Genomic DNA, 26,983 nt, shown 5'->3' on the forward strand with positions numbered 1-26,983 from the left:
CAACTGGACGTGAGACGTGGGACGTGGGACGTGAGTATATTCTGTATTCCTTTTGGGTCGATGATTATGTAAGAATAAAAACGCAATATAATTGAATTTAGGAAACAGAACCGTCCCTGTCTCACGAACGCCCGCCGCTATCGCGGCACCACGCAGTATGAAAACACCAGGCGATGCAGGTGCGATTTCAATCGCATACGGCGCGCTAGCGCCGAACTTGGGTGGCTAATGTAACTTTTGTGCGAATGAATTCGCACCTACAATTTTAGTCGTTGGACGTGGGTCGTGAGACGTGGGTGTATTCTGAATTCCACCGGAGTTATAAATACAATGTTATGATTGCTAAATGGTACTAGTTTATTTAACACACCCTGTGCGCTTCTCACGTCCCACGACCCACGTCTCACGTCTAATGATACGCCTTACGCCTGACCAATAAGAAATGCAGCATAAGCTTATGCCTCTTACCTCTCGCCTCTCACAATGGCGTCCGTCATCCTGGCCACCCGCGCCATTTCCTTGACGTCATGGACACGCACCAGGTCGGCCCCGTTCAATATAGCTGCGGCAATGGTAGCCGCCGTTCCTTCCAGGCGCTGGTCGACCGGCAGGTCAAGCACCTTGCCGATAGTGGACTTACGGGACGTCCCGACCAGAATAGGCAGTCCCAGGCAACGTAGTTCCTTCAGGCGCCGCAGCAGTTCCAGGTTCTGGGCCGGGGTCTTGCCGAAGCCAAAGCCCGGGTCAATGATTAATCTATCCCGCGCCATACCCGCTTCCACAGCCAGGCGGACGCTCTCCTGGAAATATTTTACCAAATCCCCGGTCAAATCACGGTAAGAGGTCCCCTGCTGATTATGCATCAGAACCACAGGCACCCCGTACTCTGCCGCCAGTCCGGCCATGGCCGGATCTGAGCGCAAAGCCCACTGGTCGTTGATAATATGCGCTCCCGCCTCCAGCGCCTCCCTGGCTACCGCCGGCTTGGTCGTATCAATGGAGACGGGTACCGGCAACGAGCCTACAAGCCTCCGCAGCACAGGGATGACCCGGGCCAGTTCTTCGCCCGCCTCAACCTTAACATAACCCGGCCTGGTGGATTCCCCACCCAGGTCAATGACGTCCGCCCCCTCGTCCACCATCTGCGCCGCCCGCTCCAGCGCCAGGCCGGGGTCGTAGAAGCTGCCCCCATCGGAAAAGGAGTCGGGGGTTACGTTCAGGATACCCATCACCAGGGTTTTAACCCCCAGTTGCAGTATTTTGCCTCGACAATCCAGGCCACGGGGGCGCAACCCTTCCTGCCCTTCCAGGACTTCCCGGATACGGATGGCAAGAGCCTTGAGGCCGAAGGGCTGCGCCTCGAGCTTGGCCAGAAAATCATCGTATTGCCGCAAAGTACCCATCAAGAGCACTTTGGTTTCAGACACCGAGCAATCCACCACACCCCTGGAAACGGCCGCTTCACCGCCTTTTCCCAACAGTTCCTGCTTGATGATGTTGGCCTGCCTGGGCTGTACACCGTCCAGCATGACCAGCCGGTGGACAGCCTTGGGCGCCATCCACCGGCGCCCGGCGGGGTCCGCCCCCACCGAGGCAATTGCCTTGAAAGCCTCTTCTTTGTTGTCCACCATGATGCTGTATACAGTGATTGTCAAGTTTTATTCCCTCCCGAAAGTGAAAGGCTTCCAATTGGAAAGATTATAAAACGGCTAATTCTAAAAAGCAAATTAAAAGAAAAGGACCCGCTCTTGAAGCGAAAGTCCCTTCAGTTTCCTTCTCTAGTTGGCCGCGTGAATCAGAATTACCGGGCACGGCGCATTGCGGCTGACCTTACTGCTGACGCTACCGCTCAGGAGCCCCGGTATTTTCCCCAGGCCCCTGCTACCCATGACAATTACATCATAGCCTTCAATCTTTGCTTTCTTACATACCTCATGGGAAGGTTTTCCGGTCGCAACTGCTATGTCAATCTTAACGTCCGGGCTTGAAAAACTTCTCTTTATTTGGTCCAGCATCAACTTGGCCTTGTCCTTATTTTCTTTAATAGAATTGGTACGTTTAAAACCATCCGCTCCCCCCGCTTCACCATCGTCGGAAGGCGCTTCAGGCACCACATGAAATAATGTCATAGAAGCCTTGGCAGCTACTGCCATTTTGTAGGCATGCTGCACTGCTGAGTTTGACTGTGGGGTATTATTATAAGGAACCAGAATTTTGTGATACAGTCCTATCACCCCGCTGTGATAAGTAATCTACTAATTCTCTAATACTTTTACAGCGTTGCGGCTCAATCCTTCCCAATAATAATTATATACCAAAATGTTCTATTTAAAGAAGAATTATTTTAAAAAAACTTTCCCTGCTACTTTATCCGAGTATTAGAAAAAGGGCGGAATATCCGCCCCTATTCATAAATCCACCTGTCAACATCGCGGTTGTATGAGAATAGCTCATCCTCTCTGAAAAAGAGGGAGATTTCCCGCGCGGCGCTCTCCGGAGAATCGGAACCGTGGATGATGTTTCTCCCGGTATCTATGCCGTAGCTGCCCCTAATCGTGCCGGGCGCCGCCTTGAGAGGATTGGTCGCGCCCATCATTTCCCTCGCCGCGTTAATCACGCCGCTGCCTTCAAGGACCATGGCCACCACCGGGCCGGAGGTGATGAAATCCACCAATCCCGCAAAAAATGGTTTGCCGGCGTGTTCTCCGTAGTGTTTTTCCGCAATTGCACGGCTGATTTGCAGCATTTTCAGGCCAATAATCTTAAAACCCTTTTTCTCGAAGCGGGAAATAATTTCACCGGCCAGGCTGCGCTGCACACCGTCAGGTTTGACCATAAGATATGTACGTTCCATGTTTAGAACCCCCCCAAAAATTTTTCTCCTTCTTGTATTGTAACCTTTTATGAAAAGAATTACCTTTTGTATCACCACCATCTCAAAAGGTCGTAGGGCGTAAGGCGTAGGGCGTATATTTATAGTCGTGGGTCGTGAGACGTGGGACGTGGGTATGCATTGTATTCCTATGGGGTCAAAGATTCTATGAAGGATAATAGGAACGTTCTCACTGTCTGACCCAAAAGCAACAGTACGTGTAGAGCAGACAGCGGGAAGCGTCCCATTGCTTTGCCGGCGGTTTTTCGTGAAAACACCCGCGGCTTTTTAAGCTGCGGGTGTTTAAGAAACTATTCGATGCGGTCCTTTCTTTCTTCCTCGCCGGCCTGCTTCATCAGTTCCGCAAATTCCCCAGCTTCTATGGTTTCCTTTTCAAACAACGTCTTGGCCACCAGGTGGAGTGTCGCCATGTGCTGTTCAAGAAGATCCTTGGCTTTATTGTAAGACTGGTCGATGGTATTGCGCACCTCAATGTCGATGGCGTTGGCCACTTCTTCACTATAGTTGCGGTCCCTGGACAGGTCGCGGCCGAGGAAAGGCGTGTCTGTTTTGTGGCCGTAAGTCATCGGCCCCAGGCCGCTCATGCCGAATTCCATAACCATCTTGCGCACGATGTCGGTGGCGCGCTCCAGGTCGTTTTGGGCGCCGGTGCTGATCTCTTTAAGTACCAGCGCCTCGGATACCCGTCCGCCAAGAAGCATGGTTACCTGGTCCAGAAGCTGCGACTTGGTCGCATAATAACGATCCTCTTTGGGAAGCAGCAAGGTGTACCCGCCGGCGCGGCCTCTGGGAATAATCGAGACCTTGTGGACGGGGTCGGTGTTCGGCAGGAGGTAGCCCACCACGGCGTGACCGCCTTCGTGGTAGCAAACCAGCCATTTCTCCTTTTCACTGATTACCTTTGATTTCTTTTCAGGACCTGCGATAACCCGCTCGATGGAGTTTTCCATGTCGGCCATGGTAATCCTTTTGCGGTTCTGCCTGGCCGCCAGAAGCGCCGCCTCATTGGTCAGGTTGGCCAGGTCGGCCCCGGTAAAGCCCGGTGTGCGCCGGGCCAGGACATCAAGGCTTACCGCCTCCTCCAGAGGCTTGCCCCTGGTGTGGACTTTGAGTATTTCCTTGCGGCCGTTTACATCGGGGGCGTCCACGACGACCTGGCGGTCAAAGCGTCCCGGCCGGAGAAGCGCCGGGTCTAAAATATCCGGACGGTTGGTGGCTGCCAGGATGATGATCCCTTCGTTGGGCGCAAAGCCGTCCATTTCCACCAGCAGCTGGTTTAGTGTCTGCTCCCGCTCATCGTGGCCGCCACCCAGGCCTGCGCCGCGCTGGCGTCCAACGGCGTCAATCTCGTCGACGAAAACGATGCAGGGAGCATTTTTCTTGGCCTGTTCAAAAAGGTCGCGCACCCTTGAAGCGCCGACACCTACAAACATCTCTACAAAATCCGAACCGCTGATGCTGAAGAAAGGCACACCCGCCTCACCCGCGACGGCTCTTGCCAGAAGTGTCTTGCCCGTCCCCGGAGCGCCGAACAGCAGCACCCCTTTAGGAATTTTAGCGCCAAGCTCCTGGAATTTCTTGGGATTCTTTAAAAATTCGACGACTTCCTCCAGTTCCTCTTTAACCTCATCGGCGCCGGCCACGTCGGAGAAGGTAACCTTCTTCTTTTCGTCGTTGTGGAGCCTCGCCCGGCTCTTGCCAAAGGACATAACCCGGTTGCCGCCGCCCTGGGTCTGCTGCATCAGGAAGAAGAACAGGACGATAAAGAGGATGATCGGCAGCAACGTAGTAAGCAGCCCGGTCCACCACCCCGGTTGCGGAGGCAGCTCGCTGTTCCACTCAACTTTTTTCTCCTTTAACAGTTCATAGAGGGCGGAATCATTGGCAGGCCCCTTTGTTTCAAAACGGCCACCGTCAATTTTCTCCCCGCTGATGATATTGGTCAGGCCCTCAGCTTGGATAACCACCTTCCTGACCTGCCCCTGCTCCACGTCATCATAAAATTGGTTGTAGGTTATCGGTGTGGGGATATCCTTGTTGGGCGTCGTATATTTAATCAAGGCAATGATAGCCAGAACAATCAGCAGATAAATACTAAGGTTTTTCACAACCTTATTCAAGCACGACACTCCTCTCCGGGGACTGGTCAGATCAAACCATAATGATTATTTTACCACATATTATAAGTCATTTCAATTTGGACGGAATTTGTCAAGGCTCAATTTTCAGGCGTAAAATACGTTTGGTCGTATGGTCAACTTTCCACCTTTCACCGGCCCGTAAGCCCGGCACCCACACAATAGCTTCAGGCGTCCCGACCAGTGGAAGGCGATCCCTTTGTGCTTGTGGAATTTTTTGTTTTATGAAAAAGTCCTTCAGCTTCATTCCCGCAGGCATCCCAAAAGGATGAAAGACATCTCCCGCCTTACGGCGGCGAACGTAGAGCTGTTTAGGCAACTTATCCCAATCCAATACTGCTTCATTCGGCGGCAGCTTCTTGGGATCCGGCCGAAAATCAAAAGGGACAAGCTCCGCGTACACAGTCCGGTCCAGTTCCGGAATATGGGTTGTGCCCGGGATGACGAGTGGATGCTGGTAGTAAGGCGCCCCCGTTCTCTCCTCTTCCCGCATTAATTCGAGAAACCGGTAGGAGCGAACAGCTTCCACACTGCCCGGCAGGATTGCGCTCGACCCTGTTCTGCCCCCTTCGATTAACCGGATGACATCCTCAACGTGTTGAAAGGAAAGGGTCCCTTCATGTCCTGCCAGCGCCGCCCAGGCCATGCGGATGACCCTGCGCCTGACAGCCAGGTCCACTCCGGCCAGGTCAGCCAGCCTGAGGGTCAAGCAGCCTTCAGACTCACCCGCCAGGGCGCCCAGGTAGGCCTGCCTGGCCCGGGTTTCAAAATAATCGTCTTCCTCCCGGCAGAGCTCGCCCAGTCTGAGCAGAGCCGGCACAAGAGCCGGATTGTATTCTTTTTCCAATAAAGGGATCAGTCTATGCCGTACCCGGTTCCGGAGGTGAACCTCCTTCATATTTGATGAGTCGGTACGGAACTTGAGTCCGTTCTCGGCGCAGTAGCGCTCAATCTCAAAACGCCTGAGGGATAGCAGAGGCCTTACATACCCCCCCTGCCGAACGGGAGGGATACCTTTCAGGCCTGTTGTTCCAGAACCCCTTAGGAAATTAATTAAAATGGTCTCGGCCTGGTCGTCAGCCTGGTGAGCCAGGGCCACCCTTTTGGCGCCGCATTGACTGGCGACATCGCTGAGAAAACTGTAACGCACCTCCCTGGCAGCTGTCTCTACTGAATTTCGGCGCTGTTCGCGGTAAGCCAGCACATCGATCGACTGAACTGTTGACGGCAAACCATAGCTTTGCGCCAGGCCGGCTACAAAACGAGCGTCCTCTTCTGATTCCTCCCCACGCAGCATGTGATTCAGGTGGGCGATATGCAGCGATATTTCCAGTTCATCTTTAAGCAGATATAACATGTGCAGAAGCGTAACCGAATCGGCCCCTCCGGAGACTGCAACCACCACTTTAGATCCGGGTTCTGTCATCCGGTGGCGGGCCATGTCGTTACGAACCCTGTCAAGCAGGTCCATCTTCTCCACCACCTGCGGGAAGTTCCCGAATAAGGCAGCTCCCCTCCTTTTATATCTATTCTAAAGCTGTTAAGCAGCTTTAATACATAGAGCCTATTTTTACCACTTGCTAAAACAAGATGTAATTCAACAGCAGCAAAGTCTTTTCCTGCCCCAAGGTAAAATAAGTGTTCCCAAAACTGAGATAAACTAAAAGCCGGGAACTTTCCCGGCTAAATTTTGACCTAGCTGAAGTATCTAATTGTTAATAAACCCAACCATATGGAAGCTAATGCTGCATTTTTACGAAGTAGTTTCATGGACTTCTATAGAAACTGTTGCTGCATTCCTATGGGGTTAAGTGCGAATGAATTCGCACCTGCATCAAAAGGCCTGTCCGAGATGTTTTCACAGCAGTTTGTGCTTGCGCATTATGCCCGGTTCATGCACGCTAATTCCGTTTGGGAGCTGTTTCCAACCTGGCCACCAGGACGGTCATGTCGTCGGGCGCCCTGGCGGTTCCTCCAGCGCTGGTATGCGCCAGCTTTAAGATTAGCTCAGCCATCTGTTGCGGCGCCATATGAGCCACATCCTCCAGGACCCCGGCCAACCAATCCTCACGCTCTTCCTGCCCCTGGTAGGCGTCCAGCACACCGTCCGTGACCATCACCAGCACATCTCCAGGCTGCAATTTCTTGCTCATGGAGGCCACTTCGATATCCTCAACAATTCCGACCGGTAAGGAACTGGCCTTAATCATTCCTACCTCCCGCCCTCGCAGCACAAAGGTCGGCACGGCGCCGATTTTCACAAAATCCGCCTGGCCGGTATAGATGTTGACCACCGCCAGGTCCACCGTGGCGAAACTTTCTCCGGGTGAGCGAAGCGCCAAAATTGAATTGACCGTTTTAATGGCCAGATCCTGGCCAAAACCGGATTCCAGCAGGTTACCCAACAGGGAGATGGTAATACCGCTTTCCAGGGCCGCGCGCGGACCCACCCCCATACCGTCGCTTAAGACCAGCGCCAATCGACCCCCTTTGAGGTTAAAAAAGGCATAACTATCCCCGGAAATCAAGCTGCCGTTCTTACCGCTCCGGGCGACCCCCAGAGCCAGGCGGCACCTCAAATCCGGGTAAAAACGCAAGGTGCAGACAGTATCCCCTTCCTGCGCCAGGCAGGCCGGGGTGGCCTTATTGACGGGCTGTTCCAGCAGGGAGGACAGCAGAGGCCCAATAACATTGGCGCATTTCATCATCCCGCCGCAGGGGGCATGGGCAAGGACCACCTCACTGGCGCCGCTTTCCCTGGTGACAACTGACAGGCGCTCCGGTTGAATACCTGCTTCTTTTAGCCTCCTGCGCATACGCGGGGCGATCTCCCCGGCATCCAGGTCCAATTCCAATTCTCCAGGCAGGCTTGCCATTACCCCGGCAATACCCTTCAGTTGCTCCGAAACAATATCCCTGCTCTCCAGCAGGCGTTGCGACCAGTAGCGATTGAGATTGTAGGATTCATAGAGGCAGTTAAGGGTTATGGCCAATTCTTTGGTACGGGAGCAGCGCTTCTTCAACTCGGCGGAGAAGTTATCCGGGCTTATTTTGCCATAGATCTCAATATGGGCAATCAGATCCACCAAGCCCTGGTAGGTCTTGTAGAAATCCCTCTCCCAGCAGGTACGATGAAAAGTGCAGTCACTGCAGACCTTTTCACCGGTCAGGCGCAATAACTTCTGCAGGCTCTGCTCCTGTGGAGTATGACCGACCGTAGAGGAAACCTGCTCAAAGGAGCGCGACAGCTCATAGAACACACGCGACCAGTTTTTTATGCGCTCCTTAAACATTTCTTTGAGCTGGCTGCCCTCCTGCTGGTGCGGGCGAGACTGTTCCGAAATCCCGAGGGTAGTTTGTAGCTTCTCAATAGCAGTTGCAGGGAAGAGCAGGAACAGGAGCGCGGCAATCCCGCTTTCGGCGAGGACCGTGACCAGGCTGGTGTAATCCGTCAAATAAACTGAAAGGATAATATTACCCAGAACAAACCCGATGGCGACACCGGCCTTGCCGAAGCTTTTGCCAAGCCCCGCCAGCAACCCGGCAAAGGAATAAGCCCCTACCACGGCCGGGGCGACCACGTAGGCCAGGCCGGGGATAATTCCCACCACCGCTCCCGCAGCCGCTCCGGCTCCCGCTCCCCCGGCCATGCCAGCCAGCAAGATGGTTAGACCGCTTAATACCCCCTTGACACTCACCAGACCGAGCTTGAGGTCACCGGTTCCGGACACGAGCCCTCCAAAAAGCAGGGCTGCGCAAAATATTTCTTCACCGGTAAGCGGTCGCCCGGAGCCGGCCTTTTTTTTCAGAGCAGCCAGAGCGTAGTTCATAACCCCGGTTAGCAGGGCGGCAAATATGGCTTCAAAAAGAACTGCGAAATAGAGGTAGGTAGATGCGGCGAAAAAAGCCAACAGGGTGGTCCTGACAATGACCGTAACAGCAAAGACCAGCGCCGGCAGGACCAGCCACGGACGCTTGACCTCCCCCGGTACGACGCTGGTTAACAGCCAGGTCCCGAGGACAGTCAGGCCCGTACCGGCCAGAGCCGGCCCCTGGCTGATCGTGGCCAGACCCAGGAGCACCGCCGGTACCGACAGGATACCGTTGCGGCCGAAAACACGGATAGAAGCCGCCACAAAAGATGCCGCGAAAGGAATTAAATCGCCCAGCAACACGGCCCGTCCCAGCAGGATACCGGCGGCGCCAATCGCCAGAGCCACCGGGGTAAAGCCTTCCCCGGTCCCGGCCTTAAAAAAGTGAGGCCTCTTATTTGGGTTTTTGGCCGGTCTCTCAGCCCGCTTTTTGTTCTGTTCTTTACCCGTACGACGGTAGGGATAAATGTCGATGTTTTCGAACAATTGCTCCAACCCCTAATACCAAATCCATAAATATAATTATAGCGTATAGGGTTGGAAATATTTGTAGTAAATGGTATATTTCAACTACTTTCTTTCGACTTCTTCCAGGATCAGGCTATGAAGAAGATCCCACTCACTGACTGTCAGCCGGTCAACCCCCAGCCCTTCCATAACAACTTTAACAATAGTAACACCTGCTACAATAACGTCCGCCCGTCCCGGCTGCAGCCCTGCCACCTTCTTACGCTCAGCAAGCTCCATACCGGCAAGCCTTTCAAGAATTCCCGTTACATCAAGGATTGACAGACTAAAACCGTGTACCCGCTCCGGGTCGTATATGGCAAGTTCCTGTTGAATCGCCGCCAGAGTAGTAACCGTACCTCCCACACCCACGAGAACGGCAGCTCCGGCCTGGCGCGCCCTGTTTAAGTGCGGGTGGAAAGCGGCGGCAACCTCTGCCGGGGATAATCCACTCAAGGTCAGCCGCACGGACCCCATGTTTACACTGACTGTGTTGAGCCCTTGGGGCTCCATCCAGCTTAATTCCGTACTGCCGCCACCAACGTCCAGCACAGCTGTTGATCGCTGTTCTATGGGCAGTCCGCTTACTACGCCCAAATAACTATAGGAGGCTTCCTCTGTCCCGCTCAATACCCTTATTTGCAAACCAGTTTTCTTCTTTACCAGTTCCAGGAAGTCCGCCCGGTTGGCTGCATCCCGTACCGCGCTGGTAGCAACTGCCACCACCGTTTCGGCGCCCAGGCGTACCGCCTCATGAAAAAAACCGGCGACTGCGTCGGTCGTCCGGGCCATTGCGGGGGGCAGAAGCTCCCCGCTGCCGATGCCTTCCCCCAATCTGGTTATGGCCAGATTGGTTGCTACAGTCCGCAGATGCCCGTCCGACTCTTCAGCAACCAGCAGTCTGGTAGAATTCGTTCCAATATCAATAGCTCCAACCCGTTTCACCTTCCACACCTCCGGAAAAAGAGTTGTTCGAAAAGCTTATTATTCAACAACAAAAGCAATTCCCCTGTTGAGAATTGCTCCCTAGCTAAGTAAATATGGATGGGCTCTAATCTGCTTTCCGGCCTGAGCCGCGCCCTCCCCTTTTAGCTTCCGTGCTCCTTTTTAAAACCTGCAGCCGCTCTTCGCTATCCTTCATAAACTTGGCCAGCTTATCCTCAAAGGAAGCCTGGAATTTTTTCTTGGGCGCGCGTGCCGAAGGATTGGCCTGCTTGATGGAAAGCCCTATTTTACCCTTTGGATCAACCGAAATAACCTTTACCATTACCTTGTCGCCGGCTTTTAAAAAGTCGTGCACATCTTTTACATAAACTTCGGCAATCTCCGAAATGTGGACAAGTCCGGTCGCACCGCCAGGCAGTTCAATAAAAGCACCGAAATTGGTAATACCGGTAACAACGCCCTCTACGATGCTCCCCAACTCTATCGGCATAACTGAGAATATTCCTCCTCTAAACCTACAAAAACCTAGTGTAATTATATGCGAGATTAATGGAGAGTGTCAAGAAACATCTAGGTTTAACGATGAATTTAGTCTGCGGCGGGAGTGGGTCCGGATGGGACCTCAAGCTGTTGCAATTCTGTCCCAGGAGCTACCGTCAGCACCCTTGTTTCACCCTGCTTAACCAGCCCCAGCTTCTCCCTGGCAGTTTTTTCAACATAGGCGTCGGTCTGTACAGCCTGCAGTTCCTGACGCAGAGCCATGTTCCTCTGCTTGAGTTCCTCCACCTCCTGCTGAATGCTGAGCACATCCTTCTGCATGGTGGTAAGCTTGCTGAACTGGGCGCCGAAGGAGACCGCCAGGTAGCCCAGAACCAGGATAAAAACCAAGGAGGGGAACTTCGTTTTAGAGAGTTTTTTAGATTTCCGTCTGACCGTATGGCTATCCGGCGCCATCTTTTCCGGCCGGGGAAGGTATGTCTCCTCTAATATTCTTGCCGACGCGTTCATGCTTTGTCCTCCTCTTCCTCATCTGACCCGAAGATGCCCAGGTTGTTGCCAGGGATAACGATTACCACCTCATAGCCTTTGGTCCTGGCCCGGTTATACAGGGTGGCGACGGTACTCGGGCTCAAGCGGAGCTGTTTGGCAATGTGGTCTGCGGAATAACCCATTTCCTTTAAAGTTACAACCTGCCGCTCCCGGAAACTGAGCCTTTCCGCCCCTCTTATTTCAATCTGCATAACCCCTGATCCCTGCCCTCACCCTACGCTCATCCACATAATGACTACAAAATTAGTACATACTTTCTACGCCGCCAAAAATATTCCTGCCCTGTGTATTTATTTTTTTATTTTTTATCCCAAAATGACTAATGCCGGATTGGGGCATTGTCCGGTCAGGCGTAGGGTGTAAGGTTATTAACAAAGGTAGGGGGATGCTGCCCTGCTATTATTTTTACGCCTTACGGCCTACGGCTATTTTTAACCCCAAGCCCGCAAGCCGGGGCTTTTCGAAAAATAGATTCCCAACACAAGCCCTCAGGCACTTATCCACACTTCATCAGAAAACAGTAAAGCCGGGGTGGTATCCCCGGCTTAACCAAGAAATATATTTTGTTTCGCTCCCAGGGTTATTCGGTAGTAAATCTCCAGTCACTGCCATTCAGCCCTGCAAAGTCCGCGCCGGTGTCTTCATCCTCCAGATAACCGGCTTTGATTGTTACCTCAAACGTGCTGTCTCCCTCCAGGGTGTCCTCCAGGGTAATGGTGAGGGTGTCCCCGTCAATTTCCACCTTGTCTATATCAACGTACACGCCATCGGTTTTGTTGTAAACCCTGACCGCCCCAAGCAGGCTCTTTCCTGATACGGCACTGATATCCCCGCTAAAGCTGGCCTTCAGAACATCGGTAAGGTCAACATCAGCCGCGCCGTTCCGGGGGGTTAGTTTCTCGATATAAAAGGAATCTACCGTGGTGAACTGCCATTCGCTGCCGCTTATTCCTACGAAGTTCTCTCCGGAATCCTCCGACTCGATAATCCCCGAACTGATGGCAACGCGGTAGGTTTTACCCTGCTCCAGCGAATCTTCCAGTGTGATTGTTAAAGTGCTGCCGCTAATCGCAACCGTATCGATGTCAATATATCTACCGTCGGTGATATTGCGCACGGAAATACCATCCATGACGTCATCGAGGTCTTCGACCGCACATATGTCCTCATTAAACTCAACAGTCAACTCGTTGGTATCCGGGTCAACGCTATCGCTCCCCTTCCTGGGGTTAAGCGATTCGATTTCCAGGTCGGAAACGTCATCGTCTCCGGTGGCAAACTGCCAATTGCTGCCGCTTAAACCTGTAAAGTTTTCTCCGGATTCCTCCGACTCAATAATCCCTGAACTGATGGTGACACGGTAGGTTTGGCCTTGCTCCAGCGAATCTTCCAGTGTGATTGTTAAAGTACTGCCGCTAATTGCAACCGTATCGATGTCAACATATTTCCCGTCGGTTATATTGCGCACGGCAATACCATCCATGACGTCATCGAGGTCTTCGACCGCTCTTATATCCTCATTAAATTTAGCAGTCAACTGATAGGTGTCCGCGTCGATGCTATAGCTTCCATTCCTGGGGCTGAGCGTCACAAGCTGCAGGTCAAGGCTGTTATCATCATTGTCGCTGCCGTTGTCCTCGGCCAGCATAATCCGGTACAGCACCATGGCCAGTTCAGCCCTGGTCACCGCCTTGTTTGGTTGAAAGATGTTGCCGGGATAACCAATCATGTAACTGTTCGCACACATCCCCCCGACATAAGGCCTGGCGTAAAAGGGGATCTCGTCCGTATCCTCAAACGCTAGCCGGTCATCCACCTCTAGTCCCATAGCCCTTGAGGCCCAAACCGCCACCTGGTACCTTTTAGCCGCCTGATTGCCGTTTAGGTCATCAAGCTCGCTCTCTTCTATAATCCCCTCGTCAAGGGCAAAATCTATACAATCTTGCATCCAGAAAGGGAACCCGTCGTATGAAGACTGGCCTGACGTGGCTGTGGAAACTTCGAAGCCGGCGGCCCTGGAAATCATCATGATAGCCTCATTGACGGAAACAGAAGAATTCGGCCGGAAAGTCTGGTCAGGGTAACCCAGGATGATGCCGTAGGAAGCCATCACTTCGATTGGCTGTTTGGCCCAGTGTGAACCGATATCCGTAACAGTGACAGGTTTGTAGTTTTTCTTTACAAAAAATTTCTTATTGTTTTTGTCCTTCCAGGGCGCCGCCTGGGAGGCAGTCGCAAAACCAAGTACCATTACAAGCGCAAGCAAAACCATCAAAACTTTTTTAAACATTATTAGAGCCCCCCTTAATTTTTTTAAGGAAAAAGTTATTTACACCACCGCAAAATACATGTTGCCCCCTTTCTTTCCAGTGTCTACATGTTAATACGGCTCCCTTCCAAATATTCAGGGGTTTGTTTAAAGCCTCCAGCGTGATTTATCCTGGTAAATTAAACCAGAAAATTATCGGATTGCGTAAGATTCCAACAGGTTCTGGTTATACTACAACCAGTCAACAATCTTTTTTAGTGATGAGGTGTGTGGTATGCGGGCATTCAATATGAAATGGGTTTATAGAATACTGGCAGGCGGGCTAATACTGTCGGGATTGCTCTTTTACGTCAGCCTGCCTGCCGCAGTTTCTGAAACTTCCGTAGCAGGCGGCGGTTTCATTCGCCTGCACGTTTTAGCTAACAGCGACAGCGAGGCTGACCAGGCGCTCAAGCGTAAAGTCAGGGATGAAATCATCCAGGTTATGGCTCCGGAGTTTTTGGCCTCCGGGAATATCGAATCGGCCAGACTGACCGCACGGTCTAACCTTGACCGGATTGAATTGATCGCCAGTCGCGTAATAAAGGCGGAGGGCAAGGATTACCCCGTTACTGCGGAACTGGACACTTTTCCTTTCCCCACCAAGCATTATGGCGCATTCATTCTCCCCGCAGGTGATTACGAGGCGGTGCGGGTGGTTATCGGGAACGGAGAGGGAACAAATTGGTGGTGCGTCCTCTTCCCGCCTCTCTGCTTTGTGGATATGACCAGAAATGCAGCCATCGACACACCAGCAATGAGTTTTCCGTCCGTCCCTTCAAAACCTGATATTACCGTAAGCAAACAAACGTCTCAGACCCTGGACGTTCAAATAGCCGGGGACACAAACGGCAAACCGGAAGCATATAGACCGGATGAACAGAAGATGGAAAATTACAATACTCAAGCAGCCGGGGATGTAAATTTCAAGGCGGATAACGAAGAAGACGATTGTAAAGTGATCTTTTCGTTCAGATTAATAGAATGGCTTAAAAGGCTGTAGGATTCAGTCGTCGGTCGTCAGACATCGGACGTCGGAATATACTGCATTACTTATAGGGTCAAAGACAATGCCCTTGCTGCCGATTGGTATCTGGGTCTTTAAGCAATGTACGTTTTTAGCCAAAACAAGGACTATTTTTCTGTAAGGTTCAACAAGCCGCTGTCGCGGCGCCGGCGGCGGATGAAAACTTAGCGCTGTGGATGTGATTTCAATCGCACACGGCGTGTTAGCGCCGAACTTGTTGGTACTAGTGTTACATTTGTGCGAATGAATTCGACCCACATTTGGGGGAATTGCTCCGTATGCTAATTAGGCCCGGGTTTTTAACGAACCCGGGCTTTTGACGTGCCCGCCGGTTAACGGACAATAACCTCAATATGTCTCCAATCCCGGTTTTCGCAAGAGCCAAAATTTCCCCTTGCCGGTCACAAGCCGCAAATACCATACATAAGCTGGAAGTGAGAAATCATGCCAATAAAGGAGGTCATTTCATGCTGCCGCAGAACCCGCAGAGGCCGCCCGCCAGCCCGGCTCCCGCTGTCAAGGGCAAAGATAAAGCTGAAGCGCCGTTTGAAGTCAAAAGCCAAACAGCCGAAGACCTGCAGGCTGAAGGTTTGTATCCGACCGCCCGCCTGGCCCAGGCCTATGTGATCTGGCAAAAATACGGGCGAACATTTACTCCGGCCGAGGCATTGGAAAAAGGCACTCTTTTTCCAGACCTCTATAGACCTTATCCTTATTAACGAGGAGAGAGAAAGATGGACGAAAGATTGGCCCTACTTAGGGAAATCCAGGAACTTGAATTTGTTTTAATTGAGCTGAATTTATTCCTGGACACGCACCCCCAGGATCGCGCGGCGCTCAGGGACTACGCCGCCGTACGCGATAAACTCCTGCCGGCTATCAAGCGGTATGAAGAAATTTATGGGCCCCTGACACTTTTAAGCACAAGTCCGGTTAAATGCCCCTGGCAATGGATCGAGGGGCCATGGCCGTGGGAAATTGAATACGCCTAAAGAAAGGACTAAAGAGCTATGTGGATGTATGAAAAGAAACTGGAATACCCTGTCCGCGTATTAAAAAACGACATCGGGATGGCCAAGTTCCTGATGGCCCAGTACGGCGGGCCGGACAGTGAACTTTCTGCCGGGGTCAGGTATCTAACCCAGCGCTACTCCATGCCCACCAATATGGCCAAAGGGCTTTTGACCGATATCGGCACCGAGGAACTGGCCCACTGGGAGATCATAGCCACCATGATCTACAAGCTGGTCAAGGGCGTGCCGGCCAAGCAGCTCAGGGAGGCCGGCTTAGGGGCGCATTTTGCCGAACACGACCGTGCCGTTTACCCGGCCGACGCCGCCGGCGTCCCCTGGACGGCCGCTTACGTCCAGGCTACCGGCGACCCGGTTACCGACCTGCATGAAGACATGGCGGCAGAGCAAAAAGCCAGGACCACCTACGAGCACCTGATCCAGCTCACCGACGATCCCGGCATAAAAGACACGCTTCGTTTTTTGAGAGAAAGAGAAGTGGTCCACTTCCAGCGGTTCGGAGAATGCTTAAACGACGTCCAGGCATGCCTGGAATCAAAGAAGTTTTTTTAGCGTATACGGCGCCCAAAGCGGGGCCGTATGCTGCAAATGAGGCTGAGCTCTTCAACCAAAACAATCCTGACTATTACAAGAGTGATTTCACCTTATAGTGATGCGTGCGGTGATATGGGTCTAAAATGTACAAAGAAGTATACCTTAATTTAAATCTATCCCACCATGTCAATACTTGCAAAACGATATTTTTTAAAGCTTTAACTTTTTGCTATATTTCTCAAAGCGAAGATCGCCAAATCCACTTCTTCTATTGTATTAAAATAACCCATGCTGAACCTTACGCTTCCCATATCACCCGTACCAATGGTTTCATGAGCGTAAGTCGCGCAATGCAGACCGGGACGAACTCCGATCTTATACCGCTTATCCAGTAACTCCGCAACTTCCTGTGGAGTTTTTTCCTTAATGTTTAAGGACAAGATACCGACCTGCTTTTTTTCAGACAGCGGACCGTAAAGGACTATTCGTTCTATGCCTTGTAATCCTTCGATCAAACGTCGGGTAAGAATTTGCTCATGCATCCTGATTTTTTCGGGTGTTTCAGATAGGATAAAATCCACACCGGCTTTTAATCCGACAAGACCCGGTGCATTTAGCGTTCCGATCTCATAGCGTTCGTAAAATAACCAACTGTTAATTTCCTCTTCCGGCACCCGACCTACATATGGGCGTATTTTGGCCTGCGGAGAAACATACAGCACTCCTGTTCCCTGCATACCATAAAGGCTTTTGTGACCGGAAGCTACCAACAAATCGATATTCATGGCCTGAACATCGATATCAAGAACGCCGGCGGCCTGGGAAGCATCAACCATAAACTGTATCCCCTTTTCCCGGCAAATCCGTCCGACCTCCTTAATAGGCATTACGGTTCCGGTTACGTTTGAAATTCCGGTCATACCAATTAATTTTGTATTACGTTTGATCGCATCCCGAAGTTCATCGATATCCAGTTCGCCGGTACGAGTACATTTTACTGTTGTATAGCTTACCCCGGACCGCTCCATTTCCTGAAGCGGGCGCAGCATCGCCTTATGCTCCATAGACGTTACGACCACATGATCCCCGGTCTGCAACAATCCGCCATATATTATCTTGATTGCTTCGGTTGCATTAAAACTGAATACTACCCGGTACGGATCATCGATGGAAAAAAGTCTGGCAATGCTTTGTCTGGTCTCAAACAGTTTTTGATTGATCTGACGGGCCATCATATGCCAGGAACGACCAGGATTGGCTCCGTATTGGGTCATACAACCGTTTATCGCTTTATAAACACATTCAGGCTTGGGAAAACTGGTAGAAGCATTATCAAAGTATATCATTTACAACCTCCGTAGGGAAAAAACAAGCGCACAGATTTCCGGACTCGTCTTCTTTTAATGTCGGTTCCGACAACATACAGTCATTTTTTCGCCGGCAGCATCTATGATAATACACACAGCCGGTAGCCGAAGATTCAGATTCGTTATTCAAACCCGTTGCTACAGGGCTAATAACATCTTCTTCCCTGTCCAATGAGCATACCGCGTTGAGCAATTCCTTCGTATAAGGGTGCCTGGCTTTGGTAAGAAGATCGCATCCGCGCAAGATTTCTACGATACAGCCGCGATACATGACGATGATCCGGTCGCTGATATGCCGTATCAGCGCAATATCATGACTGATAAAAATTGAAGTTAATTTATTTTCCTTATGTATATGCAAAATATCTTTAAGGATCTGCTTTTGAATCACCGTGTCCAGCGCAGATGTCGGCTCATCATATATGATGACTTCCGGCTGAATTTCAAGGCATCTGGCTATTGATACTCTCTGCAGTTCGCCACCGCTCAGTTCATGCGGATATTTGTGTTGATATGATTCGGGTAACAGCATCTTTTGCAACGCTTCGTTGACCGCTTCAGGCAGTTCTTTTCTGTTTTTAATACCGAAATTACATAACGGCTCTTTGAGTACGGTTCCGATTTTCATCCGGGGACTGAAAGTCTCCATGGGAGATTGGAAGACTAGCTGAACCTTTCTTCTGAATTCCCGTTGCTGTGATAAAGACAGGAAAGCAATATCAATGTCATGAAAGAGCACCCGTCCATTATCCGGCTTTTCTAGTCCCAGCAGAGTTTTTGCTAACGTACTTTTGCCGCAACCGCTCTCGCCCACAATTCCGATGAATTCTCCCCGTTTTATTTCTATCGATACTTGATGCAATACACGGAGCGCTTTTCTGCCGTTTACCGTGGAATAGTATTTCGAAATATTTTCACCGGTAAAAATAGCATCCTCAGCCCGGTTAAAGCCGCCAAGGGATTCTTCATATAATTTGATATTGTTTCTGAGCAATTCTTTGGCATATTCCGTTTTTGGATTGCAGATCACTTCATCTGTAGCGTCATGCTCCAGCAGAGTACCGTCCAACATGATGCCGATTTTATCAGCAACCCTGGCGGCCACGTTGATATTATGGGTAACCAGAATAACCGAAGTACCAAACGTTTTTTTCAGATAATGCAGTTCTTCAATGATCTGCGCTTGGGATACGGTATCAAGCGCACTGGTCGGCTCGTCGGCGATAATCAGATCGGGATTAAATATCATGGCCATCGCGATCGCAACCCGCTGCTTCATTCCTCCGCTCAACTGTGAAGGATAAGAATTGAGGATCCGCTGACCGTCATGAAGACTTAATTTCCGCAGCATTTCTGATTCCATCATTTGAGCTTTTTTTCTGCCGATCTTGTCGTGACTGCGGATATATTCGGTAAACTGGCTGCCAATTTTGCGCACCGGATTCAGCGACGCTCCCGCGTCCTGAAAAATATACCCTATCCGCCGGCCGCGTATCTCCCGCCATTGACGGAGAGAAAATGAGGTAAGGTCTTGATCGGCAAAACGGATGGAGCCGTTTATGATCCGCCCATTATCGGGAAGCAGGCCGATAATCGCATGAAGAAGCGTCGATTTTCCGCTGCCGCTTTCCCCGACAACGGCGAGAATTTCGCCGTTGTCTAGATGAAAGCTAAGGTCTTTTACAGATGGAACCTGTCCTTTATAGCAAACCGAAAGGTGACTTACATCCAGCAGCATTTTACTTAATATCTACGGTGTTGTTCATCAGATAGAAATCAATGGGGTAAGCTTCAACACCGGTTATATTGCTTTTACAGACCACGTTGTTATTTGTATAGGCCATAAACAGATAAGGACAGTCATCCAGTATCATCTGTTGTGCTTGGGCTGCTATATTACATCTGGTTTGGGTATCCATTTCGGTAGCGAGCTTACCGATCAGTGAATCCAACTCCGTATTACTGTAGTGTCCGTAATTTTCGGAAGCGCCTCTCTTGAAATAAAGCTCCAGGAAGTACTGGGGATCGCCGGTCGTGCCGGTATTGATATTCCCTACGCCGATATCAAAGGCGACATTTTTATCGGCCATAGCGGCAAGGTTATCGTCAGCCATTTCAATAATTACCTTGAGGCCGATTTTGGCGAACACGGATTGCAGGTAAGAAGCCTCCGTACTGTTATCGGTACCCTTCTTGATCACAAGCTTCAGTTGAACATCCTTACCGTTTTTCTCAACATAACCATCGCCGTTTTTATCGATTAAACCACTGTCGGCCATTAATTGTTTAGCCTTGTCCAAATTATAATCGTAAGCGGAGAGCTTGTCATTGCCAAAAGGCAGGGAAGACGAGAACGGCCCCGTAGCCGGAATACCGCCCAGGAGCGTACCGGACAGTTCCTCACGGTTCAAGCTGTAAGCAAGCGCTTTCCTGACGTTAATATCTGCCAGAATGGGGTTGCTAAAATTCAGCCAGATCAAAGCGGTGCGGGTGCTGGGGACTTTGGATATTGTATAATCAGGGTTGTTCTCAAAGAGGGAAAGCGAGCTTACATCAATGGCCTGCGCCACATCGACATCTCCGGATTGCAGTGCCGAGGTACGGGTATCGCCGTCCCGGATCAAAACATAGGTAACCTTGCCCAGAGGAGAGGCCCCGCCCCAGTAATTATCATAAGATTCAACTTCAATAGACTTATCGAGAGTATAGGAAACGGCTTTAAAAGGACCGGTGCAAACAGGCGCTGTGTTGACATTGGTCAGCTCAACCGAGGTATCGATGATCGTGAATAAAGGATCAGCGATGTTGCCTAACAATGCGCCGTAAGGTTCGGTTGTGGTAATCGTCAGATCCTGCCCGGAGGCGGTAATACTTTTTACCGGCAGAAGAGAAGTAGCGCGATCACAAAGTTTAAGCGCTCTTTCCAGAGAAGACTTTACCGCCTCTGCGGTCACAGGATTGCCGTTCTGAAAGGTTACGCCATCGCGGATATGGATTTTCCAGGTGGCGGCGTCAACGTTTTCCCATCTGTCGGCAAGGACGCCGACGATCTTCGAATTGGCGTCAAGCTTGACGAGAGTCTCTCCGACGGCGGTTCTGGACAAAGTCCAGCCGTTCCAGCTTTGGGTGGGATCCAACCCATCGCCAAAGTACCACAAGCCGACCGTCAGGTGTTTGTTTGGGTCTGCCTGGCTTGTTGTGGGAGTAGATCCACAGGCGGTGAGGCTTGCTATCATGAATACCATCACCAAAAAAAGTGCTATGATTCTTTTTGTTTTCATTTTTCCCTCCCATTTTTCTCAAAAATATATCGATAACTTAGTTGTCTAAGTATATTGAACACCGAACAGTTATTTATGACACGATCTGATTCAAGAATCCGGCAAGGATATTAATTCCTGTTTAAAACCTGTCGGGAATTGAGGACTGTTCTTTGGGATCAAACAAGTCGCGCAGAAAATCACCCAAAAAGTTAAACAAACATACCGTGATAAAAATTGAGATACCGGGGAAAATGGTAAGCCACGGCGCCTGCTGCAGCATGCTTTTACCTTCATAGAGCATGTATCCCCATTCCGAAGTAGGAGGCTGAGCCCCAAGACCAAGAAACGACAAGCTTGCGACCGACAAAAGAAAACCTCCGATATCCACCGCCGCAATCACAATGATTTGGGAAACAACATTGGGCAGCAAATACTTGACGATGATTTTACTCACACCGGCGCCGGACAGCTTGGCAGCAATGACATAGTTTTTATTCTTTTCCATGATGATCAATCCCCGCGTCAGACGAGCGTACTTGGTCCAACCCGTGGATATAATGGCAATTCCGGTGTTAAAAAGGCCGGGACCGAGGACTCCAGCCACTGCAATGGCCAGAACCAAATTGGGGAAAGCAAGAAAGACATCGGTAACACGCATAATGCAGGAATCGGCCAAACCGCCGGCATAGCCAGAAATCAAACCGATGACGCTACCCAGAATAACCGCAATAAAAACCAACGTAAATGTGGTGATAAGGGACGTTGAGGCGCCGTATAATACTCTGGACATAACACACCGGCCCAGCCGGTCGGTGCCGAACGGATAAGCGGCGCATGGTTGCTGCAAGGCAACGGGAACATTGACCGCGTTAGGATCATGGGGGGCTAAAGCCGGTAGAATAACCTGTATAAAAAAGATAAAAAACGCAAACCCCGCACCCAGAAACAGATAGATCCTGTTCAGAGAATTTGAATGAGCACATTTCATGATTTCCTCATTGCAGCTTGATCTCGTGATTAAACATCGTGTATATAATATCAACAATCAAATTTGTTAAGACATAAATCAGTGCCATCCAGATGACATAGCCTTGGATCAACGGATAATCACGGTTGAAGATGGCGTCCACCACCATTTCCCCCACCCCGGGCCAGACAAAGATCGTTTCCACAATCGCCGCCCCGCCCAGCAACCCGCCGACCGACAAGCCTAGCATAGTGATGATTGGCACCAGAACATTGGGCAGAACATGAAAGAACAGTATTTTGTTGGCGCTGACACCGCGGGCATAAGCGCCCTGTACGTAATCCTTATGTATTTCTTCCAGAATAGCCGCTCTAAGCTGCCGGACATATTTTCCAACCATAGAAAAAGCAAGCGTAACCGCGGGCAGGATGATACCGACGGCGGCTCCGTTACTGATGATCGGCAGCAGCTTGAGGCGATAGGTAAAAAAGTATATCAGAAGCAGGCCCAACCAAAAAGACGGCATAGAAATACCGAAGAGAGAAAAAATCCTGATCAGATAATCGGCAAGCTTGTTTTTATAAACGGAGGACAGAATTCCCAACGGCAAAGCCAGCAAAATCGTCAGAAGCATTGCTGCGCCGGCTAGTTTTAAGGTCGCCGGCAGTTTGGAGGTGATTACGTCAAAAACCGGATAATTATACTTGTATGAAGTCCCGAAATCTCCGTGGATTACTCCACCCAGCCAGTTGATATACTGCACAGGGACCGGTTGGGTAAGACCCATTTGCTCTCTTGTTTTTTCCAAAAGTTCCTGGGTAGGCGCAATACCCATTTGATTCAGCAGAATCTGCGCCGGGTCGCTGGGAGCAAGGTACGATAAAAAAAACGTCAGGATGCTAACCCCCAATAAGACCGGGATTAATTGCAGAATTCTTCTGATGACGTATCGCTTCATATAACCCGCGCTTTCCTATTGCGCCGCATAGATCGCCGCTCCCAAAGCGCCGGTGTATACAGCGTTAATCTCCGGAGAGAAAACTGGTTTGTCGAGAACGCTTTCGATCGCGTGTTTCATACCCTCGTTGTTGGATACCCCGCCGGAAAAGAAGATATCAGGAAAACACTGGATCCGCCGCGTCTGATTTTTGATACGTCTGGCGGTGGCGATATGTACGCCCGCCGCAATATTGGCTGCCGTCGAGCCGCTTGCCTTCAGCGAGATGATCTCCGATTCGGCGAATACGACGCATTGACTGCTGATCTCGCAGGGAGAATCGGCCTGCAGGGAAATCCGAGAAAACCGCTCCACCGGCATCTCCAAAAGATAGGCCGCTTTTTCCAGAAACCGGCCGGTACCGGCAGCGCAGCGGTCATTCAGGATAAATTCCAGAACATTGCCGTTTCTTTCATCGATACTGATCGCTTTGGCGTCCTGACCCCCGATATCGATCACGGTCCGGGCCGTGGTTAAGAGACAGTGCGCTCCCTTGGCGTGGCAGGAAATCTCCGTCATGATATCGCTGGGAATATCCCGCAGGGAAAGAGAAACATTACCATACCCGGTGCCGACCATCTTCCGGATCTGTTTTCTGGACACACCGGATTGCTTCATTAATGATCCGACTAACAGTTCCCCCGTTTCATTGGCGGAAATCCCGGTGGGCGTTAGAGCGGCATAAAGCATATCCCGGTAGAGCATGACAGCTTTACCGGTGCGGGAACCTAGATCGACGCCCACCCAACAATTTTGCCGGTCGATCGGGAAGTCCCATTTTGAACTTTCACATTGAAAGGTTTCCATAACAACCATCCTTTTTTTGCTGTTCCAGCATCTCAATAAAGGCGCGCACTCTGGTTTGGGTTTGTCCCTGGGAAGGATCCGGTTGGAACGTGCCCTCCAGGCAGATGCAGGGAACACCTTTCTGCTGAAAATAGTCCTTGACGATCTCTCTGGGAACCGTTTCCAGAGAGCAGCCGGAATAACCGTAGATAATGATTCCTTTCGCGTTGACCGCTTCCACATGCTTTTCGACAGACTGTCGTAAATAAACCGCTGCGCCGGCGTTATGGCTGTCCAGAACAAAGCGGGCCAGAGATTCGACGGGAGGAATATCCTCGCGGTAAGTTTGGGAAACGGCCGAGACCACCCCCAGAATCGCCGCATCGGATTGGTCAAGGATTTCCAGAGTGCTGGAGTTTTGTCCCCAGCCCCCGCCCCAGACCAGAGGAATCACGCGCTCAAGATCTCTGTCGTCAGGTGATAGGCCCTCCATCTCCGCGATCAGGCCGTCCAAAACTGACTCGAAGTAATCCGGCCGCCCAAAACAGCTTGTGATGCCGTCCTGCAGGCACATAACCCCAAAACCCTTGATATAAAAAGGGTTGTCCAACCTGAGAGATAAAATATGCTGGTATTTCGTGATCAGACGGTTCCGCCTGCGAATCTCAAACGCAAGCCGTTCCTCGTTTAAAGGCTTGCCGTCGGATAAAAACTGCTGGAATTCCAGAATCTGCTTCTTAAAGAATTCCAACAAGTGTTCATATCTGACACCGTTTGCTTTAGGCGCGCGATAGGCGCTATCCATAATAAAAACTTTAAACCCATACTGACGCAGGACTTCCAAGGCCATGTTGTATGGTTCACAGGAAGAGCCCATACCGAACAGTTTTTTGATCGGTCCGTTCCGGCGCATGTACCAATCTCCCAAGGAGGCTTTGACCATGGAACAGGTTTCAGCCGGGATCTGGAAATGCGTCTCCGCTACCTCGACCGCTTTATAAATATCCCTGGTCCAGATTTCCGTATAAGGGATCGGTATGGCGTCGCAGGCAAAAATCAGCGCCTGCCACATCCCCATTACAAAAACAACGTTGCCCCCTTTTGCCGCATAATCCTCGGCATAAGTCAGATAGCCTTCGGTGAGATTAAACAGCTTCTGCATAGCAGGCGAATACCGGTGCAGTTCCCGGTTTCGCAGCATAGTTTTTTTCCACTCTTTATTCTCATTCATTGTTATCTCTCCGGTCCGTTAATCATGTTAATAAACGTTTCCAGCCGCGTACGCAATTGTCCGTAATCGTTGCGGGAATAATCCAGACCGATATCAAGGACAGGAAAACCGGCTTTTTGAAAACGTTTGACGAATTCATTTTTAATCTGACCATAACACGGACAGAATTTAACATAGGCAAAGACCACCGCTTCCGCGTTGTACTCCTTAGCCAGTTCAACGGAGAAATCCAGGCTGTCTTCCAAAGGCTGCATCCGGGCGCAGGGCGCCTTATCCATATAAGCTTTGGCCAGAGCGGCATAAGGCTCCGCCGTTTCATCCGTCTCGTAGCATATTGCTCTAAGCCCGGTGCAATGATCTTCCGCAACGATCCGCGCGTTCAGCTCATTTTCCAGCAAATCTATCAGCCGCATATCGCCGTCCGACTGCAGTCCACCGGAAAGGAAAATACGGGAGCCGTTATGTCCACTATCGACATTTGGCACGGAACGGCTTTGCCGTTGTTTCCAAAAGTCCTGACAAATTGATAAATATTGTTCAGGCTCCAGATAGAAATAACCGCGCATCAGATCATAAAATTCCCCGCCTGATAACAGCGGAGGATTCTGCTTGCGCAACCCGGAAATGTTCTTCAAGATGGTCCTGATTCTGTTATACAACCGGATGCTTTCCCGAAGCCTCCGGGGATCAATCCGCGTTCCCGTTAGTCCTTCCAGAGTTTGGGCAAAAAAATGCAGCTCATCGGCAAGGAATTGATAAGAATCCGGATTGTGGCGTTTTCTGGGCAGGACAAAGGTATCGGCGTCTTTAAAATAATTCAGGATCGCCTCGCTGAGCCTTTTGGTACAGTCGCAGGTATAGAAGTTATAAACGCCGTCCAATGAGAGATATAAAGGGTCCTTTTCCCGGAACGCGCCGAGGATGCTCTTGATAAAATCACAGTAAAAGCTCCTGGTTATCTGTTCTCCCCCGGCAATCTCTTCCGCAGTACCGGCCTGAAAAAGACGTATGTAGGAAACATCGGCGGCGTGCATCAGTTCCATCGGGGTATAAGTGCAAAGATATCCAATTTTTTTACGGTTCTCCCCGCCGTCGATATAGGAATGCAGCTTTTGCTCTATTTTGTGATGCAAATCCTGAAAATCGGATTTAACGGATGCCAGTATTAGCTGCTTCTTGAGGGACTTTTCCTGTTTTAGATAGCGAAGAGCGAGCGCCGCCCCGCCGATCGCTCCGGCATAATAAGGATTGATCTCCGATTCCGCCAGACGGCACTGCAGAACATCCTCCAAAGCCTTGCGCATGCCGATATTCTGAGAAACGCCCCCGGTGAACATAATTTGCTGTTTCGGGTCAAGGCGGCGGCTCAAGCTTAACACCCGCTTTGTCACCGCTCGATGAATACCGGCTGCGATATCCGCCACGTATTCCCCGCGCGCCAGCATGGAAATGAGCTCCGATTCGGCGAAAACGCTGCACTGGTTACTGATATTCAGTAGCTTAGCACTTTGAAGCGAAACCTGTCCCAGTGCTTCCAAGGGAAGCGAGAGCATTTCCGCCGCTTTTTCCAGAAAACGACCAGTACCGGCGGCGCACTTATCATTCATAACGAAATCCGTTACCTCGCCATCCGCATTGACGGTAATGACTTTGGAGTCTTGTCCGCCGATATCAATCACGGTTCTGACCTCAGGGTTGAGTACATGCGCGCCTAAGGCATGACAGAAAATCTCGGTTTGCATTTTTACCGGGAAACCACTGAAACTGAGCGCAACGCGTCCATATCCGGTTCCGACCAAATAAGAAATGTCCCGCGGCTCTATTTCAGCTTGTAATAAAAGATCGTGGAGCACTTCCTCTGCGGTCGTCTGCATATTTACTCCGGTGTACGCTGAAGACAGATATAACCGACCCTTATGAACCAGCGCACCTTTTGCCGCACGTGAACCGATATCGATCCCAACTGTTGTTTCATAAAAGCCGTATTGATCCGACTTAATAAATTGCATAGGAATTCTCTCTCTCTTCTTTTATGAAAAGTGTGTCACAAGGTCGTACAAAAATTTC

The 26,983-nt window shown here is 50.7% G+C and carries 23 protein-coding genes; 4 read left to right on the forward strand and 19 right to left on the reverse strand.

The annotated features are described in order from the left end of the window. Positions 1-464: 464 nt before the first annotated feature. The 11 genes from folP to Psch_RS09580 form a co-directional block, all read right to left on the reverse strand. Positions 465-1,655 carry a dihydropteroate synthase gene (gene folP, locus Psch_RS09530; protein ID WP_190240003.1) on the reverse strand — a complete coding sequence of 397 codons (1,191 nt, stop codon included), beginning with the start codon at positions 1,653-1,655 and terminating at the stop codon, positions 465-467. Between the two features lie 123 nt (positions 1,656-1,778). After that, positions 1,779-2,234 (reverse strand): universal stress protein, encoded by a 456-nt coding sequence (locus Psch_RS09535; RefSeq protein ID WP_190240004.1) that lies wholly within the window; start codon positions 2,232-2,234, stop codon positions 1,779-1,781. A 170-nt stretch (positions 2,235-2,404) separates the two neighbouring features. Then, a complete protein-coding gene (gene ndk, locus Psch_RS09540; protein WP_190240005.1) occupies positions 2,405-2,854 on the reverse strand; it encodes a nucleoside-diphosphate kinase in 450 nt (149 codons plus the stop codon). Positions 2,855-3,183: 329 nt separating this feature from the next. Continuing rightward, positions 3,184-5,013 (reverse strand): ATP-dependent zinc metalloprotease FtsH, encoded by a 1,830-nt coding sequence (ftsH, locus tag Psch_RS09545; RefSeq protein ID WP_190240006.1) that lies wholly within the window; start codon positions 5,011-5,013, stop codon positions 3,184-3,186. Between the two features lie 91 nt (positions 5,014-5,104). Then, entirely contained in the window at positions 5,105-6,502 is a 1,398-nt protein-coding gene (tilS, locus tag Psch_RS09550) for a tRNA lysidine(34) synthetase TilS (protein ID WP_190240007.1), read from the reverse strand. Between the two features lie 430 nt (positions 6,503-6,932). After that, a complete protein-coding gene (spoIIE, locus tag Psch_RS09555) occupies positions 6,933-9,389 on the reverse strand; it encodes a stage II sporulation protein E (RefSeq protein ID WP_243123998.1) in 2,457 nt (818 codons plus the stop codon). An 84-nt stretch (positions 9,390-9,473) separates the two neighbouring features. Further along, positions 9,474-10,355 (reverse strand): Ppx/GppA phosphatase family protein, encoded by an 882-nt coding sequence (locus Psch_RS09560; protein ID WP_190240009.1) that lies wholly within the window; start codon positions 10,353-10,355, stop codon positions 9,474-9,476. A gap of 106 nt (positions 10,356-10,461) precedes the next feature. Then, a complete protein-coding gene (locus tag Psch_RS09565; protein ID WP_134217180.1) occupies positions 10,462-10,845 on the reverse strand; it encodes a S1 RNA-binding domain-containing protein in 384 nt (127 codons plus the stop codon). Positions 10,846-10,943: 98 nt separating this feature from the next. After that, entirely contained in the window at positions 10,944-11,363 is a 420-nt protein-coding gene (locus Psch_RS09570) for an FtsB family cell division protein (protein WP_190240010.1), read from the reverse strand. Then, on the reverse strand, positions 11,360-11,596 hold the full coding sequence (locus tag Psch_RS09575) for a helix-turn-helix transcriptional regulator (protein ID WP_134217178.1): 237 nt from the start codon (positions 11,594-11,596) through the stop codon (positions 11,360-11,362). The genes Psch_RS09570 and Psch_RS09575 overlap by 4 nt, the downstream gene beginning before the upstream one ends. A gap of 389 nt (positions 11,597-11,985) precedes the next feature. Beyond that, on the reverse strand, positions 11,986-13,695 hold the full coding sequence (locus tag Psch_RS09580; RefSeq protein ID WP_190240011.1) for an Ig-like domain-containing protein: 1,710 nt from the start codon (positions 13,693-13,695) through the stop codon (positions 11,986-11,988). A 253-nt stretch (positions 13,696-13,948) separates the two neighbouring features. Here Psch_RS09580 and spoIIR point away from each other — a divergent pair, with 253 nt between their 5' ends. From spoIIR to Psch_RS09600, 4 genes are all read left to right on the forward strand, one after another. Further along, positions 13,949-14,716, forward strand: a complete 768-nt coding sequence (gene spoIIR, locus Psch_RS09585; protein ID WP_243123999.1) for a stage II sporulation protein R — start codon at positions 13,949-13,951, stop codon at positions 14,714-14,716. Positions 14,717-15,207: 491 nt separating this feature from the next. Next, positions 15,208-15,459: a spore coat associated protein CotJA gene (locus tag Psch_RS09590; RefSeq protein WP_190240012.1), complete on the forward strand. Its 252-nt coding sequence runs from the start codon at positions 15,208-15,210 to the stop codon at positions 15,457-15,459. A gap of 15 nt (positions 15,460-15,474) precedes the next feature. Continuing rightward, positions 15,475-15,732, forward strand: coding sequence for a spore coat protein CotJB (locus Psch_RS09595; RefSeq protein ID WP_190240013.1), 258 nt, complete (start codon positions 15,475-15,477; stop codon positions 15,730-15,732). Positions 15,733-15,750: 18 nt separating this feature from the next. Further along, a complete protein-coding gene (locus Psch_RS09600) occupies positions 15,751-16,323 on the forward strand; it encodes a manganese catalase family protein (RefSeq protein WP_190240014.1) in 573 nt (190 codons plus the stop codon). A gap of 200 nt (positions 16,324-16,523) precedes the next feature. Here Psch_RS09600 and Psch_RS09605 read toward each other — a convergent pair whose 3' ends face one another. The 8 genes from Psch_RS09605 to Psch_RS09640 form a co-directional block, all read right to left on the reverse strand. Beyond that, the gene (locus Psch_RS09605; RefSeq protein WP_190240015.1) at positions 16,524-17,651 is read right to left on the reverse strand and encodes an aminotransferase class V-fold PLP-dependent enzyme; all 1,128 of its coding nucleotides are present in this window, start codon (positions 17,649-17,651) and stop codon (positions 16,524-16,526) included. Beyond that, complete coding sequence (locus tag Psch_RS09610) at positions 17,638-19,410, reverse strand: ABC transporter ATP-binding protein (protein ID WP_190240016.1); 1,773 nt, start codon at positions 19,408-19,410, stop codon at positions 17,638-17,640. The genes Psch_RS09605 and Psch_RS09610 overlap by 14 nt, the downstream gene beginning before the upstream one ends. Position 19,411: 1 nt before the next feature. Continuing rightward, entirely contained in the window at positions 19,412-20,953 is a 1,542-nt protein-coding gene (locus Psch_RS09615) for an ABC transporter substrate-binding protein (RefSeq protein ID WP_190240017.1), read from the reverse strand. A gap of 121 nt (positions 20,954-21,074) precedes the next feature. Beyond that, positions 21,075-21,923 carry a nickel transporter permease gene (gene nikC, locus Psch_RS09620; RefSeq protein WP_190240018.1) on the reverse strand — a complete coding sequence of 283 codons (849 nt, stop codon included), beginning with the start codon at positions 21,921-21,923 and terminating at the stop codon, positions 21,075-21,077. Between the two features lie 7 nt (positions 21,924-21,930). Continuing rightward, positions 21,931-22,860, reverse strand: a complete 930-nt coding sequence (nikB, locus tag Psch_RS09625) for a nickel ABC transporter permease (RefSeq protein ID WP_190240019.1) — start codon at positions 22,858-22,860, stop codon at positions 21,931-21,933. A gap of 15 nt (positions 22,861-22,875) precedes the next feature. Next, the gene (locus Psch_RS09630) at positions 22,876-23,706 is read right to left on the reverse strand and encodes an acyl-CoA dehydratase activase (RefSeq protein WP_190240020.1); all 831 of its coding nucleotides are present in this window, start codon (positions 23,704-23,706) and stop codon (positions 22,876-22,878) included. Beyond that, the gene (locus tag Psch_RS09635) at positions 23,687-24,916 is read right to left on the reverse strand and encodes a 2-hydroxyacyl-CoA dehydratase family protein (RefSeq protein ID WP_190240021.1); all 1,230 of its coding nucleotides are present in this window, start codon (positions 24,914-24,916) and stop codon (positions 23,687-23,689) included. The genes Psch_RS09630 and Psch_RS09635 overlap by 20 nt, the downstream gene beginning before the upstream one ends. A gap of 2 nt (positions 24,917-24,918) precedes the next feature. Beyond that, complete coding sequence (locus Psch_RS09640) at positions 24,919-26,925, reverse strand: 2-hydroxyacyl-CoA dehydratase (RefSeq protein WP_190240022.1); 2,007 nt, start codon at positions 26,923-26,925, stop codon at positions 24,919-24,921. Positions 26,926-26,983 lie beyond the last annotated feature (58 nt).

The organism is Pelotomaculum schinkii, assembly GCF_004369205.1.
GTDB lineage: Bacteria > Bacillota > Desulfotomaculia > Desulfotomaculales > Pelotomaculaceae > Pelotomaculum_C > Pelotomaculum_C schinkii.